Raw genomic sequence first — 16,287 nt, forward strand, 5'->3', positions numbered from 1 at the left:
GGTGATCGTTGACAACATATCACTACTATTAATAATAATAGTATTATTATCTCCATTAATTACAGTGACATTATTGAGAGTGTAAAATAAACTGTGTAAATGGCATTTTGATAAAAAACTTTTTACAGGATAACAAAATGCCTATCAGTAACGAATTGATTGATCAACTACTCAAAGATTGTAATGCCCCACAAGACCTATTGGGCGAAGGTGGGTTGCTTAAAGAACTCACCAAACGTCTTGCTGAAAGGGTGCTGGAAGCGGAAATGGCGATGCATCTTGGTTATGACAAACATGATCCTATCGGTAACAACTCGGGAAATTCTCGAAACGGCACAACCGGTAAAAATGTACGTTCTGTGCATGGAGCTATCGGGTTGGATGTTCCTCGCGATCGAAATAGCACTTTCGAACCAAAGTTGATATCGAAAGGGGAAAGACAGTTTAATGGATTTGATGAGCGTATAATTTCTCTGTATTCGAGAGGGTTAACGGTTCGAGATATTCAGGCGCATTTTCAAGAAGTCTATGGTGTTGAAGTGTCAGGAACCTTCATTTCTCAGGTAACCAATGAGGTGATGGAAGAGGTTAAAGCCTGGCAAAAAAGGCCGTTGGAGGCGCTGTATCCTATTGTTTATCTTGATTGTATTGTTGTTAAAAGCCAGGATTCCGGCGTAGTCATCAACAAATCCGTTTATCTCGCTTTGGGCATAAATATCCATGGAGAGAAGGAATTATTGGGCTTGTGGATAGCAAAAAGCGAAGGAGCTAAATTCTGGCTATCCGTGATGACAGAACTCAAGAATCGAGGCTTGCAAGATATTTTCGTTGCATGCTGTGATGGTTTAAAAGGTTTTCCTGAGGCTATTGAAGTGCTTTACCCGCAAACCCGTGTTCAATTATGCCTAGTCCATCAAGTACGTAATTCTCTTCGCTACGTCCACTGGAAAGAGCGTAAAGCGGTGGCAGCAGACCTTCGAGCTATCTACGGTGCGGCGACAGTCGATGCTGCTGAGTCTGCTCTGGAGGCATTCTCAGCCAAATGGGATGAGAAGTACCCGACAATTAGTCCGTCATGGACAAACAATTGGGAACGGCTAATCGTTATTTTTGACTTTGCTCCTGAAATCCGTAAAGCCATTTATACCACCAATGCGATTGAGTCACTTAATGCGTCATTGCGTAAGATTACTAAAACGCGGCGAGTTTTCCCAACAGATGAATCTGTCCTCAAGCTACTTTATTTAGCGTTGCATAATATTTCAATAAAATGGACGATGCCTATCAAAGATTGGAAACCCGCCATGAGTCAATTTATGTTGATGTACGGTGATCGGATCACCTGCTAACGGAGGAGCCATTTACACAAAAAATTTTACAGACCCACATTACTAAAATGAATATTGTTGTTACTTGTCATTCCTGGATTATTGAAATCAATATATATCTGTGGTTCTCCCGCTGATGGCGCTTTCCCACTTGGCGTATCTACCGTCGGTGTTTCCGCTTCGGGTGTTCTGTCGGTTGGAATCGATACCGTCGGTGTTTCCGCTGCGGGTGTTTTGTCGGCTGGAATACATACCGTCGGTGTTTCCGCTTCGGGTGTTTTTTCGGTTGGAATCGATACCGTCGGCGATTCAGCTTCGGGTGTTTTGTCGGCTGGAATACATACCGTCGGTGTTTCGGCTTCTGGCTTTTCCCCGGGTGGCGTATCTACCGTCGGCGTTTTAGCTTCGGGTGTTTTGTCGGTTAGAATCGATACCGTCGGTGTTTCCGCTTCGGGTGTTTTTTCGGCTGGAATACATACCGTCGGCGTTCCTGCTTCGGGTGTTTTCCCGGGTAGCGTATCTACCGTCGGCGTTTTCGTGCAATCTGCATTTTGCAAAAGTATGTTTGCATCACCGTTCAGATTTCCTATTCCCGCCTCAGAGTCATTGTCGGCAGATTGTGTAATTTCGTTTTCATCACCGTTCAGGTTTCCTATTCCCGCCATAGAGTCATTGTCGGCAGATTGTCCAATTACGTTTTCATCACCGTTCAGGTTTCCTATTTCCGCCTTAGAGTCATTTTTGGCAGATTGTATAATTTCGTTTTCATCACCGTTCAGCTTTCCTATTCCCGCCTCAGAGTCATTGTCGGCAGATTGTCCAATTATGTTTGTATCACCGTTCACGTCTCCTAATGTCGCCTTAGAGTCATCTTTGGCAGATTGCAGAGCGTCGTTTCTATCACCATTGAAACTGGCTATTCTCAATTGACTCCTATTTTCGGCTATTTGCTCAACTCGATTTTCTTCACTGTTGACATTGTCTATCTTCAACTAGGATCCTTTTTTACCTCTTTGCTTAACTGTGTTGCCATTACCGTTGATATCGCCTATCGTCATACTGACATTATTATTGGCTGTTTCCTGCATTGTGGGCTCTCTACTGCTAACACTGTCTGCTGCCAACCAACTACTCTTTTTCATTTCAGAAAATGTTGATTTTGCCTTCGACTTACTTGTGTCAAAACTATCGTGATCCTGCATATAAACTCCATCACAAGATTTTATTTAATAAAAAATAGGGAATGCGGAATAACTTTTTGTTAATCCGAGGTAATTAATAGGCAAAATTAAAATAATTTAAATTAATACATAATTATTTATTATTTTATAATACCTAAAACAATTATGAGTTAATTAATTTCACGTCGCAATGAAGTTTGTCTGTAAATAAAAAATAAATTTATAATGAATAAATAATATTATATTAAAATAACTTTTAAATATTAATTAAATATAAATTTAATTTAATAACTATTTATTTATTTTTATTAAAATTAATTATATAAAAAAAGACCCACAGGTCTTTTTTTATAATCTAACGATTTAACTAACCAAATAATGCATGCCACCAACTGGAAATAGTGACAACAATATAGTCCCATAATCGACTCAAAAAACCACCCTGCTCTATTGCTTGTTTCACTACGAGCGGGCGTTTATCAATCAATTGATCGTTTAAAAAGAAATTAATGGTCCCAACCACCTGATTTTTGCTTAATGGAGCTTTAAGACAATCTGAGTTCAGACTATAGGTCGCTTTTAGGTCTTGTTCTCTTCCTTTCGGGATAGTGATTGCTGCATCTTTTTCAGTTCCCAATAACACCGTAGACTGGTTACCATACCATACCTTTTCAGTAGTAAATGGCTTATCTGCCGTTATAGGAACAATGGTTGTAAAAAAACGAAATCCCCAATTTAGCAGCTTTTCACTTTCGGTAAAACGAATGCGATCACTCGATGCCCCCAACACAACAGCAATTAATCGCATTGGACCATTCGTTGCCGAAGTGATAAGATTATACCACGCCCCGCTGGTATGTCCGGTCTTGACCCCATCCACCTGCAAGCTTTTGCTCCACAATAAACGATTGCGATTGTATTGCTTAATTTTATTGTAGGTAAACACTTTCTTGCTGTGTAATAAATATTCATCCGGCACATCTCTAATTAATGCCTTAGTCAATGCCGCCATATCGTCGGCAGTACTAAATTAGCCTTCTGAATCTAAGCCGTGTACGGTCTTAAAATGAGTATTTTTTAAGCCTAATGAGGTAACATACTGGTTCATGAGATCGACAAAAACAGTTTGACTGCCGGCAACATAATCAGCCAATGCAATACAGGCATCATTACCAGATTGAATGACAATACCACGATTTAAATCCAGCACTGAAACCCTATCCCCGGGTTTTAAAAACATTAAAGAAGATCCTCGTAGAACAGAATTACCGGTTGCCCAAGCATCTTCTCCTACGGTGACCAGATCATTAACGCTAATTTTACCCGCTTTAATTGCTTGACCCACTACATAACTGGTCATAATTTTTGTTAAACTAGCTGGATATAAACGTTCATCTGGATTATTGGCTGTTAAAACTTTGCCACTATGGTAACCCATCAGTACATAAGCTTTTACATCAAGTTGCGGTGTAACCTGCGATTCATCGGCATGAACATTCATCGAGGAAACAAAAATAAATAATAGACCTAATCCAGTTGTCAAACGATTAATTATTTTCATCAAGCTCTTTTTCATTATCGATCTCCCGCGCTTTCTGATTAAAATATATCAAGTATGCTACTATAAAGAGCTTATAATGATTAAAGTTAGCTAAAAAACATAAAGAATATCGCTATCTTTGATCTACTACACAAATTGAGGTAGAAAAAATAGATTATCAACTGTTTCAGTTGATAGAATTGAGATAATATAATTACTCACCATAAGCAGAAAAACCGAATAATCTTCAGGCAATAGTTGTTCGCCGATGGCACAAATAAATCAGCCCAAAAGCCTTTAATTACTAATTTTTGGCGCTAACCGACAATTTTACAAACGGCCTAGCTGCAAATATATCTTACAATCAATTCACTAATTATAAACTCATTGGCATATTGCCAGGATCAGGGTAATTATATTCAAAACCAAGCTCCTTAGAAATACGGCTACCATCAATGATTTTCCCTATAATAGGCGTTGATTCAGCAATAAACTCTGGCGGTTGTAAAGCTACCCGTTGCGACGCCGCAGTATAATAAGATGATCTAACCGGATGTTCAGGTGCGCATAAATTATAAATATTGCCACCCTCTGGCAGTAATATTAATAATTTTATCGCAGTAATGATATCATCTTGATGAATAAGATTAACCGGCTCATTTCCGCCAGTTAAGGCTGTTTTACCAGCTAAAAACCGTCCTGCATGTCGAGCTTCACCCACTAAACCCGCTAACCTAAGAATATCTACCGATATATTTGGCAATTGGTGTAACCAATTTTCTACCTCGACCAGCGTTTTGCCTTCCTCGGTATTAGGATATAACTTAGCATCTTCATTTAAAGTTCCACTTTGTGCACCATATACTGATGTTGAACTGGTAAAAATAATACGTGGTATAGCGTAGGAAAGTGCAGTATCAACTAAAAGTTGTACCGCCTTCAAATAACCAATACCACCTTCAGCGGTTTTATTGACCGGTAACATAATAACCAGCACATCCGTAGCATTCATTAACTGTTCCAGATCTTCGGCCTCACATTCAATATCTGGCGTAAACCGAAGCTGGTAACAATCAATACCTGACATTCTTGCTGCATTTACACCATCTGACGTGGTTTTACTACCAACCACTGCCATTCCTGACCGCATTAACTCAAGTGCCAAGGGTAATCCTAACCAGCCTAAACCAATGATAGCGACCTTCTTCATAAATCTCACCACCTCCGATCAACTCAGTAGTTACATTATACTTACCTACTTATTAATATAATTCAAAGATCACAATTCTCTAACAATAATTAGTTATAAAATGAAGACTACATTGCTAATTGATAAATATTGATCAAATCAGTCATATTAGCCTGAACAGGATTAGTGATACCGGTGGCACTTTTTAATGCGGCTTGAGCTAATTTAGCTAAATCACTCTCCTGAACATTCAATCTTCTCAGTCCCGAAGGCAGACCAAGATCACAATTTAGCCGCCTTATTTCAGCAATACAAGCTTCTGCACCACGTTGATCGGTCATATGAGCAACTCGAATACCCATTGCCCCAGCAATATTTTTTAACTTTTTCGCTACTACCTTTAGATTAAAAGCTTGCACTTGAGGCAACAGAACGGCATTGCAAATTGTTAACGGTTGATGATAAAAATGGCTCACTTGCCAGGCTAAGGTTTGTACATATCCCTGTGAAGGATTATTAAAAGCCATCCTGGCCAGAAACTGCGCATAAGCAATACTTTCGTGCGCCTGTAGATCTAATAAATAATTAACCGCTCGACGTAAAGCATTACTCAATATTTTTATCGCACTTAGAGCACATGCATCGGTAACAGGATTAGCTGCGGTTGAATCATAAGCCTCAATTGCATAGGTTAAAGAGTTCATGCCTAATGCAGCAATAAATTCACTTGATAAACCTAGCATTAACTCTGGCTCAGTCACTGAAAGTAATGGGGTAATACGTGATCCAGCAATAGCCAAATTGATCAACTCATTTTTAGTTTGATCAAGCAATGGATTAAAATTATCGATATTTGAGGCGGAAGTTGTATTGATAGTAATTAAAGGCCATGTTTTTTAATATTATTACTAATAAAAATGGCGTGATGAGATTGTAAATAAATCATTGCCTTAGCATAATCATAGGCTGCCCCTTCACCAATTGAAACAATACCACGAGTTTCGCACCAATAAAAAAACGCTCTATTTTTAAGTTTAATTCAGCATAATATATAAATAGAAAAAATCTCATAAATTAAAAATAACTTATTGTAATTTAAGTAAATTTATACGTCTTAGCAAGTTACAGATTAATTATTGTTCTGAAGCCATTTCTAGAATTTTATATGCCCGTGCGAAACTCGTGAATACAATCAATCTGCTCATGTTGATAACAATCGATCGACTGCTTTACGATCTATAACGATGACACCAATTTAGCATCAGTAAAAAGATGACTTTTAATCTTATTATGTAAAAAAACTCTGATGATTTTTTCAATCAAACCACTTTTCATTAAAAAAGGATCAGTCACAATAAGCACTTGCTGATAACCATAATCCTTCATTAAATTTACCACATCGACTAAACACCCCCGGCCAATTTTATTAATAGTAGGAATGCAAAAAGTTGATGGCGGCATAGTAATTATCCTTAAGCTAAATAAAATAAAATAAAATAAAATAAAATAAATAAACTTATCGTGATGTCTAATGACAGCCAAGCTCTTTTTTCACCGTTAGCAATAAAAATCGCTTTATCAATCACTTGGTCAATTTATAATTTTATAGTTTATTTATACTTTTAAACTTAAAATGATTATTTTATTTAATATTTTGGTATCTGTACGACATTAAATAGAGTATTAAGCTTATTGCCGATCAAGTAATAAACAGCAAAGAATAGAGAACGGTGAGATAATTGAGGTATTTGTTATATCTAAATTAAATATGTCATTTCAGATTAAAAATAAATAATAAAGCGCCTGAAAAAGCATAAAACACTTTTTCAGGCAATGCCAAAAAATGTTGGCTAACTATCAAGAGAAGATAAACGAATTAATGTTGTTTCTTTGAATGACGGAACTGTGCCTTCGACAATATGTTAAAAAGCTCGCCAATGCCATAAATTAATAACATAATGCCGCCCATCACGATAGGCTCCATACACAGTGCAAAAAGCATACTTTTTAAAATTTCTAGCATTGAGAGCCTCAGCAAAATAATGATCTATTCAATTACGTAAAATATGAACATAACTAAATAGTAACCTTATAAGTTAGATTATTCTATTTATTTTCTCTTTTGAAGGCTAGCACTAGATATTTTCATTTTTTTACACCAATAATACGGTTAGTGACAGATATTACTATATTTTAACAATACTAATTCTCTATCAGCAGATATTTCTTAGAAACAATCAACAAGCCTTCATTCTATTCTCACTATTTGATATAACAAAGAGCAATAACACAATAAATTAATTAACCGTGTTTAGGCTAATAAGGTTGTTTTTATGGATATTTTCTTAACGCTAAAACGTCATGATCGGCTATTTGCTGACGCACGGTGGATCAACTTACTTCTATATATAAAATCTTCTGGTTCGATCAAGCAAGCAGCACAATTGGCGGGCATGAGTTATAAAAGCGCCTGGCATGCAATAAACGAAATGAACCAAATAGCCGATAAAGCGCTACTTGCCAGTGCAACTGGCGGCAAAGGTGGCGGTGGTACCACTTTAACACCCTATGGCGAACGGTTATTGCAACTCTATGGATTATTAAAACAGATCCAGCAACAAGCCTATCATGTGTTAAATGATGAAAATTTACCGCTCGATAGCTTACTGGCGGCAATTTCACGTTTTTCATTACAAACCAGCGCGCGTAATCAATTTTTTGGTACTTTAATTGAGTATGATAACCATTCAATTCAGCAAAATATCAAAATTCAGTTAACTAATAGTAACACAATTATCAATGCATCATTAACCAAGCAAAGTAGCAAACGATTACACTTAACTGCTGGCAAAGAAGTTTTAAGTTTGATCAAAGCGCCAGCAATAAAATTGCTGCCACAACAAACAACAACTCCAGCAGCCGATAATATAATAATTGGCACGGTAGCTGATATAGAAAAAGATGATAAAGATAGTGAGCTTAAGGTGAAACTAGAGGATGGATTATTACTTTGCTCAATCATGTCAAATCAAGAAATAGCAGAACAGAAGATAAAAATTGGCAGTAAAGTGACAGCGATTTTTGCCGCTAGCCAGATTATCATCGCAACACTACAATAATTACCTACCATAGCATCAGATTAATTTAATAAAATTTATTTTAAGATATAAAAAGCTTAATTAAACTTTTTATATGATAAAGTATAAAAAATTAATATGGATATCATGCATATAATAGAAGATTAACTACTTTTGATAGGAATCAACTAACTTCTGTATTTTCTTTTTAGTGCTAACAAAATTATTATATTTTACCTTTGCACATAATAAATCAAGTTTGGTATTGAGCGCCATCGCTAACAGGTTTTTTGAATCACTATCCATAATATTTTTATTGATATTCCAATATTTAATATCATCCATAATCATGACGTAATCTTTAATATATTTTTGATATTTAACCGGTTCAGTTTTTTTAAGTAGATTTAAATGATCAATACATTGATTATTTGTTGAGGAAATAATAATACCATTAAATAATATTCCAGATTTGTCGACTGGAGATTCAACTGCAGCTGTCTGACTATCGATATCGCTATTTTTTTTAGCGAAACCCGCACATCCTGTCAACATCATAATAGCCAATAATACACTAAACAGATTTTTTTTACTGTACGTCATGTCATTGAATCCTAAAAATATTATTCTTTTTGATCTACACGAAATCTCGAATGGTAAATTAACTGATAAAAGAAGTAAACAACTTTTTTATCTAACGATTAATAAAGCGATCTACCTCTCATATTAATCACCATAGCTTTAAAATATAGGTTGCCATCCCTGGCAGCTTAACTACGTCCTATAACTATTATTTAAGGCGAAATAAGTTTAGTTTTCAAACAACAACTAAATAATAATTATTATAAATATTAATCCCTTACTTTTACTTGCTATCGGTAGATTAGTGTAAATTTTCTTTTTTACACTCATAATACCGCTTACATCCTTTAAAATTAATTGCAATAAAATTTACTAGATATCCCTATCAAATAATAATGTAAACAACCCTTTCATTAGTGTGCAAAACATAATAATAATTTATTGATAAAAATTTTTATCACGATTTCCTACTAATTTCTTATTCTATTAACCTTAAATCTGATTTAATTTTCACATTTTCAGGCGTAACAGTTGAGGTCGCAGGGTTATAGAGCCAATCCTGACCTGGTTTCTGATAATTTAATTTAAACAGCCCATCGACATTAAAGTTGGCATTACCACCACTATCAAGTTCTACAACTATTTTTTTAGGCTTATTAATACTGTTATTTGGTTTTAACTCCTCACCATCAACGTTAAATATAAAATTTAATCCGTTTAAATTAGTGGTAAATGCCTCAGCAGATTTGGTGGTATCTGGATAAACATCTAGCGTAACGCGCTTACCGCTAAGGCCGAAATTATTATTAGCATGGCAAGTTAAGTTTAAAGTGCCAATATTCGATACGTCTTGTTCTTTCAACGTTAAATCATTATTGATATCAACCTTAAATTTACGCCAGGAATAATTAGAATCACATGTAACTTCAGTAATATTATTTAATTGAGATAGGCTAAATCGATAATTTCCTTTTGGGGCACTATTTAAACCACCTTTGCCGTCAAGCTGATAAATATTTAGTTGCCCAGAAAAACTACTTGAATCAATATCATCATCTTTTTTTATATAAAGCCTTACTTTAATGATTCCTTTTTCCGGCTTATTGGCTTTCACATTAATATCTGTTTGTATCCTTCTCTCATTTTCTGAGGCTGACATATTTAAATCGGTATCTTTACCATTATAGGTTATGCCAAATTTCATTCCCCGGGGAATATCTGACTCACTTACTTTTGGAAAATAATAAAAATAGACCGGCTCTGATTCTCCAGATTTACATTCTACCTCTCTAGTGAATAGATCAGATATCCAGATCTTTTCACCCTTTTTAGAATTCTTAGGGATCAAGACATTCCCCACCGGTTGAGTCTCACGATAAGGATCACCAGAACTACCTAAAACCTTACATTCCAACGCTAACGCGCTGCCGGTATAGAAAAACAGCATTGATATCATGAGTGCTATTTTTCATTGAAAACTCCATATCTCTCTGAAAATCAACGGGTTACTATTAATGCGATGATGATAATGTTGTAATGGTATACTGTACTTTGAGCGTGTCAGACACAGCCGTATTGGTAGACGAAGTCACTCTGGCCTCAAAGCTACCCGCCTTTGCACTCTTCGGTGAGTACTTAACTTTACCTTGATTATCGGTTGTAAATTTTTCACTAATCGATAATTCTGGAATTACCACATCTAAAGCATAATCTTTCAGAACATTACCATTGGTATCAGTCGCACTAATTTCAAATGGATATTCTGATTGGTTATCCGTTGGCACAATATTATTTTTTTTTAATGAGTTAATTTGGATTTTAGCAGTTGAAATATCTCCAACAAAACTCACTCTCCTATCCGCATCTTTTGCCTCGCCACCTTTTAATTGTGCACTCACCTGAATACCCCCAACCGCTTTAATCGTACTTGTTAGGATAATTTTAGCTTCCCCTTTAGTATTGGTATTACTGCTCGCAGGTTTTGGCAATGTAACATCATTACCTTTATTTTGTTGCCGTGTCACCTCAACATCCGGCACCAAATTGTCATTCGCATCTTTTACCACTGCGATAAAAGTGAATGAATTTTTGCCATTAGCCGCTTTTTCAGTGATTTTGCCATCTAATTGAACCTGAGCTAATGCTGCACTTTTACTATCCGCTTTAAAGGTAGTTTCTTTGTCAGTCGCTTTGCCATTAACCTTAGCCGTCACCGTATAAACACCGGCTTTTTTACTGACTACTGTCGCCGTCGCTTTACCATCCTCACCGGTTTTACCTTTTACGGTAGTAATTGTCGCACCTTCACTTACAGTAAAAGTAACATCCATATTCGGTACCGGATTAGCTTCCGCATCGGTTACCGTAGCAGTAACCTCATTCTTGGTAACACCATCTGCCGGCGAGTTATCTGGCTTGATCACCAAATTGCTATCCGTAATAACAGCCGTTGAAGTATCTGCAACAAAATTAACCTCTTGCTGTTGAGTTGAATTATTAATACTTGCCCTAATGGTAACTCCACCCGCTTTTTTATTAGTGGTATCGAACTTTGCTTCACCATTAACGTTAGTGTCAACTGTTTGCAATGCAGGCATCGCCCCATTATCTGCCTCAAATTTTACACTTACATTTGGCACTAAATTATTATTTGCATCAGTTACTACCGCCTTTAACTGATTTTTTGCTTTACCATCGGCAAATTGATAATCTTTTAATATAATCAAATTACCTTTTTTAATGATCATCGTATCGCGATCAGCTTCGAATACTACAGTTACTAGCTTAACTTTCAGCACTGAACCATTAATTTTAACGCCAACGGTGCTTTCTCCGGCACTAATACCTGTCAGTTCAGCGGTATAAACCCCATTGCCTACCTCTTTAGTATTTTTGATCTGACTATTGGTCAAACTCGTGGTAAAGTCCACTTTATCACCAGAAATAGGATTGCCTTGCGCATCTTTCAGTTCAAGTTTCAAGTTAGCGGCGGTTTTACCATTGGCAACAATCGTTGCAGGTTGTACTGTCAATAATGATTTTTCTGCGCTCGGGTGACCGGTGACAAAAGCAACCGACTGGGTTTTTTGACTACCATTAATTTCGGCAGTGACTTCGCTGCTACCCGCTTTGGTACTGGTAACACCAAAGATCAGTTCTCCGCGCTGGTTAGTATTTGCCGTTGTTCCATTTTCAATGACTGTGCCATCGGTTGCTGTAAGATTAACCGCTATATTCTCTACCGCGTTACCATTTTGATCAGTCACCAATGCATATAGCATATTCTTCTCTTTACCATCAGCTAATGCTTTATCCTTAGTAACATTTAACTTGGCAATCTGAGCTGAATTTCGATCAGCGCTAAATTTGAGCGGCCCATTTTTATAATTGCCGTTTTCCATCGTTGCGGTGATCTTGTCTTCCCCAGCTACTTTACTGGTTATATAAATTACCGCTTTTCCTTGGCTATCGGTGGTTGCCGTTATCCCATCCCCATTGGTAGCACTCTGGGAACCATTAGACAATGTTGCCCCCAATTTGCCATCCTGTTGTTTTAAGCCATCAACGTGGAAAGTAATTACTTGATGACTCAAGGGCTGTCCATGTTCATTGGTGATCACCGCGGTGGTGGTAAAATGATCGCGATCATTAGCCGGTAAAACGGAATTAGGCTCGACAATCAAATCATTAACCACATTTCTGGAAGGTTTTACCCGTATTGTGGTCGTCGCTCTGTTTGATTCATTGTCATTATTATCTATCCCCACCGCACTGATTTGATATTCTTGCGCAGCATTCTTTTGTGTTTTATAAACATAAGCTGGTAAGATAATTTCTAATTGAGTCGGTGAAATAACCTGATAACTGCCACCATTGGCAATAAAACTAGGCGAGACTGTCCAGTTGATTTTTTTCAAACCATATTTGGTTTTATTAACAGTGGCAGGAATAATAATTGTTTCTTTTGCTTCCGCTCTCATTTCGGCTGGTAACGAAATATTAATTAATTCCTGTTTCCGATATTGCATAACAATATCATAATTTCGATCGACAAAATCATACTTATTACCAACCAAATTACGCATGACATCAACAGCATCAGGATCTAACTGTTGCGATAATGGTACGCCAAAGCGATAAATAATATCCATGCCAACCATAGTGTCATTACGATCACGAGTTTTGCACCAATAAAAAAACGCTCTATTTTTAAGTTTAATTCAGCATAATATATAAATAGATAAAACCTTATAAATCAAATACAACTTATTGTAATTTAATAAAATTCATGTGTTTTAGTAACTTGCAGATTGATCATTGCTTTTAAGCCATTTCTAGAATTTTATAGGCCTGTGCGAAACTCGTGTTTAAGTTTAATTCAGCATAATATGTAAATAGATAAAACCTTATAAATTAAATATAACTTATTGTAAATTAAGTAAATTTATGCATTTCAGTAACTTGCAGATTAATCATTACTTTTAAGCCATTTCTAGAATTTTATAGGCCTGTGCGAAACTCGTGACGATCACCGGCCGCATGCTCTCCTTTCAAGGTGATTAATGGTATTGGCGTGTAATTTATGCCTAATGTCAAGGCGTAAGGATCGTCTTTTAATTTATCTGGATCGACACCGGTACCAAGATGGACACCTTTGCCAAAATATTTTTCATATTTAATACTACCACCCAGTTTAGGGTAAGTCGGTAAATAGGCTTCGGCACGAACATCAAAGCCCGTTGCCGGACGCTCATCATAATCATCCATTACCGCTATTTTTGATTGGTGCCAGTCAGTTAAGCCAAAATAACCATTCGCGGCCAATTTTAAATAATCAGTCCGAGCTTCGCCGCCAAGACCTAATCAGGCATTGCCACCGCTATAATCATAATCATAGAAGGTATTAATGCCATACATCCAATCGCCCCAATATTGGCGATAACCTAAACCTAAATTTAAAGTATTTCTGTCTTTATTGGTTCTTAGTCCCAATTGGGTAAAAAGCAGACTATTTATGCTATCAATAACAGGTAATAAAAAATCACCCGAAAATTTTCTATCAGTACCGATAGAAATACGGGCAGTACCGTACTGATTTAACCAATCATTAAGTCGCTGGTTAACCAAACCTTCGCCAATATTTTTTGCATAACCGATTGAAGCATCAACTGCATTTCTATTTGCCACGAGTTTCGCACAGGCCTATAAAATTCTAGAAATGGCTTAAAAGTAATGATTAATCTGCAAGTTACTGAAATGCATAAATTCACTTAATTTACAATAAGTTATATTTAATTTATAAGGTTTTATCTATTTACATATTATGCTGAATTAAACTTAAAAATAGAGCGTTTTTTTATTGGTGCGAAACTCGTGTTTGCTAAAATATTACCAACCTGGCTGGCAATTGAAGCTAAAGTTTGATCTGTATTATCTTCAGGTGGTGTTTCCGTTCCACCTAAATTAGGTAAAATAGTATTAATCGTATTGGCACTATTGCCTTTAGTTTCAAGACTTGGTGGCATTTCTAACGGATAATGTCCTGAACTTAAACGTTCAGAAGGAAATAGAGAAGTTTCCCCCTGAGATGATGATGCAGTATTATCTTCAGTAACGATATTATTACTCGCGTTTGCATCATTCATTAAGGATTGAATACCTGAGATAGTATCTGCCATCTCAGCATTTTCAACTGCACTAGCTATTGATATTAAAGAAAAAAAGGAGTGAGAAAATAGTTGTATTAAAAGCAGGCACCACGCGATTATTTTCCTTCCCTTGGATGAAAATGGTGTCATAATTAATTTACTCTCACATGTACACACATAGCAAGAAACCACCTTCAATCAATTAAAGGTGGTAAGATATGAATAATATTTAAATACTTGATAATGCTTTAACTTTTTCTTTTACGCTTTGAAAACCAGAGAATTGAACTTTTGAGCATAAAGTATCTAATTTAGTGCTCAACGTCATAGATAATAATTCTTTTGAATCTTTATCCATAATATTTTTATTAACATTTAAAAACGTATAATCTCTGCTGATTTTATTATAATCATTAGAATATTGTTGGTATTTACCACCATTCGCTTCTTTTAAAAAATTAAAGCGATCAACACATTCATTATTTGACGAGGCAATAGTAATACCATCAAATAACATTCCTTTTTTTTCTATATAATTTCGCGCAGGAATACTACTCTGGTTATTGACAATAGCGGTACTATTATTAGTTTGACTCGCTGTTTTATCATTGACTTTTTTATTCATCTTTTTTGACACAGGTACAGAACAAGCATTTAATAAAAACATAGCACCAAATACTAAAGCGCACTTTTGGAAATTAACATTCATAACAAAGCCTTTATTCAATTACGTAGCCAATTAACAAGCTCCATTAAGGAGCCATTTCGAGTGATCCAAACTAATAATTCAGTACTACACAACATCATAAAAATGACAGAAAAAAGTAGTACTAGTTTTTTAATAAAAAAAGATAATCGTTTCGACATATAAAAGTGAATCCTTAAAATTTTATTAATAATAAAGTTAAGTAAAAATGTTCACTTTTAATAAAGTAAAATATCGAATAACTATTAGCCATAGATAAACTATATTTATAAATAATATGATAGTGGTTAAATTATATTCAAATACAAATTATTTAAAAGTTCCAACAATAAGTATTCTCATCATATAGATGATTAGATTAAAGTATGGACTAAAACAAAAAAAAGAATAAATTCTATAAGTTAAGCTTGTAGTGAGTGAAATCATATATATAAATATTAAAACAGCAAATCGTTTTAATCGATCATAAATCAAAAATTAATAGATATTAGCTATCAATTATCAACTTATGATCGTTTTCTCCAATGAGTTAAATTAATAAAAATCAATGAGATATAAAAAATGAAAACATTTAGATACATATTTAATTATAGTTTAACTATACAAAGATTATAAAATTACATATTATTTGCTTTAAAACTAATATAGAAAATAAAATTAAATGATATTGCAAAATAACTCATTATAAATACAACCAAATAAAAACAACTTAATAACAAATTGACTTTGAATATTCTCTACAGCTAGCAGATATTGAATATAAAGATTTACACTCTAAACCTTGATAATTGTTAAACGAATATTCGATTTAATTGATTTGGAAACATACTTAATATATGGAAATATAACATATCAATTGGTATTTCTTATTATACTAATTGCTTTATTCTATTTTGTGCCTGAAACTAACGGAGAAGTTTCTCTTATAAAAGGAAAATTGGAGCCAAATGGCTCCATTTTTTTATCTATTGTTACAAATATAAATATACCCACATAATTTAAAAATAGTTATATATTATCCCTAGAATCTATTATT

13 protein-coding genes and 2 pseudogenes are annotated in these 16,287 nt (G+C 35.2%); 2 read left to right on the forward strand and 13 right to left on the reverse strand.

Annotated elements, in window-relative coordinates:
* The first annotated feature begins 137 nt into the window (after nucleotides 1-137).
* On the forward strand, nucleotides 138-1,349 hold the full coding sequence (locus V3224_RS04420; protein ID WP_334468808.1) for an IS256 family transposase: 1,212 nt from the start codon (nucleotides 138-140) through the stop codon (nucleotides 1,347-1,349).
* A 26-nt stretch (nucleotides 1,350-1,375) separates the two neighbouring features.
* On the opposite strand, the gene V3224_RS04425 is transcribed toward V3224_RS04420, so the two are convergent.
* The 7 genes and pseudogenes from V3224_RS04425 to V3224_RS04455 form a co-directional block, all read right to left on the reverse strand.
* Nucleotides 1,376-2,320 carry a hypothetical protein gene (locus V3224_RS04425; protein WP_334468809.1) on the reverse strand — a complete coding sequence of 315 codons (945 nt, stop codon included), beginning with the start codon at nucleotides 2,318-2,320 and terminating at the stop codon, nucleotides 1,376-1,378.
* Nucleotides 2,321-2,530 (reverse strand): hypothetical protein, encoded by a 210-nt coding sequence (locus V3224_RS04430; RefSeq protein ID WP_334468811.1) that lies wholly within the window; start codon nucleotides 2,528-2,530, stop codon nucleotides 2,321-2,323.
* 346 nt (nucleotides 2,531-2,876) lie between these two features.
* A pseudogene (locus tag V3224_RS04435) lies at nucleotides 2,877-4,085 on the reverse strand (serine hydrolase).
* A gap of 340 nt (nucleotides 4,086-4,425) precedes the next feature.
* Complete coding sequence (locus V3224_RS04440; protein WP_334468813.1) at nucleotides 4,426-5,259, reverse strand: SDR family oxidoreductase; 834 nt, start codon at nucleotides 5,257-5,259, stop codon at nucleotides 4,426-4,428.
* Between the two features lie 107 nt (nucleotides 5,260-5,366).
* Nucleotides 5,367-6,071 carry a hypothetical protein gene (locus tag V3224_RS04445; protein WP_442889863.1) on the reverse strand — a complete coding sequence of 235 codons (705 nt, stop codon included), beginning with the start codon at nucleotides 6,069-6,071 and terminating at the stop codon, nucleotides 5,367-5,369.
* A gap of 403 nt (nucleotides 6,072-6,474) precedes the next feature.
* On the reverse strand, nucleotides 6,475-6,699 hold the full coding sequence (locus tag V3224_RS04450; protein WP_334468815.1) for an iron-containing alcohol dehydrogenase: 225 nt from the start codon (nucleotides 6,697-6,699) through the stop codon (nucleotides 6,475-6,477).
* A 415-nt stretch (nucleotides 6,700-7,114) separates the two neighbouring features.
* Entirely contained in the window at nucleotides 7,115-7,261 is a 147-nt protein-coding gene (locus tag V3224_RS04455) for an AcrZ family multidrug efflux pump-associated protein (RefSeq protein ID WP_334468816.1), read from the reverse strand.
* Between the two features lie 310 nt (nucleotides 7,262-7,571).
* Here V3224_RS04455 and V3224_RS04460 point away from each other — a divergent pair, with 310 nt between their 5' ends.
* Nucleotides 7,572-8,357 carry a TOBE domain-containing protein gene (locus V3224_RS04460; RefSeq protein ID WP_334468818.1) on the forward strand — a complete coding sequence of 262 codons (786 nt, stop codon included), beginning with the start codon at nucleotides 7,572-7,574 and terminating at the stop codon, nucleotides 8,355-8,357.
* 126 nt (nucleotides 8,358-8,483) lie between these two features.
* Here V3224_RS04460 and V3224_RS04465 read toward each other — a convergent pair whose 3' ends face one another.
* The 6 genes and pseudogenes from V3224_RS04465 to V3224_RS04490 all read right to left on the reverse strand — a co-directional run bounded on the left by V3224_RS04465 (nucleotide 8,484) and on the right by V3224_RS04490 (nucleotide 15,272).
* Nucleotides 8,484-8,918: a DUF4041 domain-containing protein gene (locus V3224_RS04465; protein ID WP_052044946.1), complete on the reverse strand. Its 435-nt coding sequence runs from the start codon at nucleotides 8,916-8,918 to the stop codon at nucleotides 8,484-8,486.
* Nucleotides 8,919-9,375: 457 nt separating this feature from the next.
* A complete protein-coding gene (locus tag V3224_RS04470; RefSeq protein ID WP_334468822.1) occupies nucleotides 9,376-10,353 on the reverse strand; it encodes a hypothetical protein in 978 nt (325 codons plus the stop codon).
* 55 nt (nucleotides 10,354-10,408) lie between these two features.
* On the reverse strand, nucleotides 10,409-13,117 hold the full coding sequence (locus V3224_RS04475) for an Ig-like domain-containing protein (protein ID WP_334470291.1): 2,709 nt from the start codon (nucleotides 13,115-13,117) through the stop codon (nucleotides 10,409-10,411).
* Between the two features lie 280 nt (nucleotides 13,118-13,397).
* Nucleotides 13,398-14,084 (reverse strand): annotated as a pseudogene (locus tag V3224_RS04480) (inverse autotransporter beta domain-containing protein).
* A gap of 134 nt (nucleotides 14,085-14,218) precedes the next feature.
* A complete protein-coding gene (locus tag V3224_RS04485; protein ID WP_334468824.1) occupies nucleotides 14,219-14,695 on the reverse strand; it encodes a hypothetical protein in 477 nt (158 codons plus the stop codon).
* Between the two features lie 79 nt (nucleotides 14,696-14,774).
* Nucleotides 14,775-15,272 (reverse strand): hypothetical protein, encoded by a 498-nt coding sequence (locus tag V3224_RS04490; RefSeq protein ID WP_334468826.1) that lies wholly within the window; start codon nucleotides 15,270-15,272, stop codon nucleotides 14,775-14,777.
* Nucleotides 15,273-16,287 lie beyond the last annotated feature (1,015 nt).

The sequence above is a fragment of the Arsenophonus sp. PmNCSU2021_1 genome (assembly GCF_036919435.1).
Lineage (GTDB): Bacteria > Pseudomonadota > Gammaproteobacteria > Enterobacterales > Enterobacteriaceae > Arsenophonus > Arsenophonus nilaparvatae.

Excerpts from the sequence above, each read along its gene's own strand:
- V3224_RS04420 (WP_334468808.1), top strand. The coding sequence starts at position 138 with ATGCCTATCAGTAACGAATTGATTGATCAACTACTCAAAGATTGTAAT.
- V3224_RS04430 (WP_334468811.1), bottom strand. The coding sequence starts at position 2,530 with ATGCAGGATCACGATAGTTTTGACACAAGTAAGTCGAAGGCAAAATCA.
- V3224_RS04440 (WP_334468813.1), bottom strand. The coding sequence starts at position 5,259 with ATGAAGAAGGTCGCTATCATTGGTTTAGGCTGGTTAGGATTACCCTTG.
- V3224_RS04450 (WP_334468815.1), bottom strand. The coding sequence starts at position 6,699 with ATGCCGCCATCAACTTTTTGCATTCCTACTATTAATAAAATTGGCCGG.
- V3224_RS04455 (WP_334468816.1), bottom strand. The coding sequence starts at position 7,261 with ATGCTAGAAATTTTAAAAAGTATGCTTTTTGCACTGTGTATGGAGCCT.
- V3224_RS04460 (WP_334468818.1), top strand. The coding sequence starts at position 7,572 with ATGGATATTTTCTTAACGCTAAAACGTCATGATCGGCTATTTGCTGAC.
- V3224_RS04465 (WP_052044946.1), bottom strand. The coding sequence starts at position 8,918 with ATGACGTACAGTAAAAAAAATCTGTTTAGTGTATTATTGGCTATTATG.
- V3224_RS04470 (WP_334468822.1), bottom strand. The coding sequence starts at position 10,353 with ATGATATCAATGCTGTTTTTCTATACCGGCAGCGCGTTAGCGTTGGAA.
- V3224_RS04485 (WP_334468824.1), bottom strand. The coding sequence starts at position 14,695 with ATGACACCATTTTCATCCAAGGGAAGGAAAATAATCGCGTGGTGCCTG.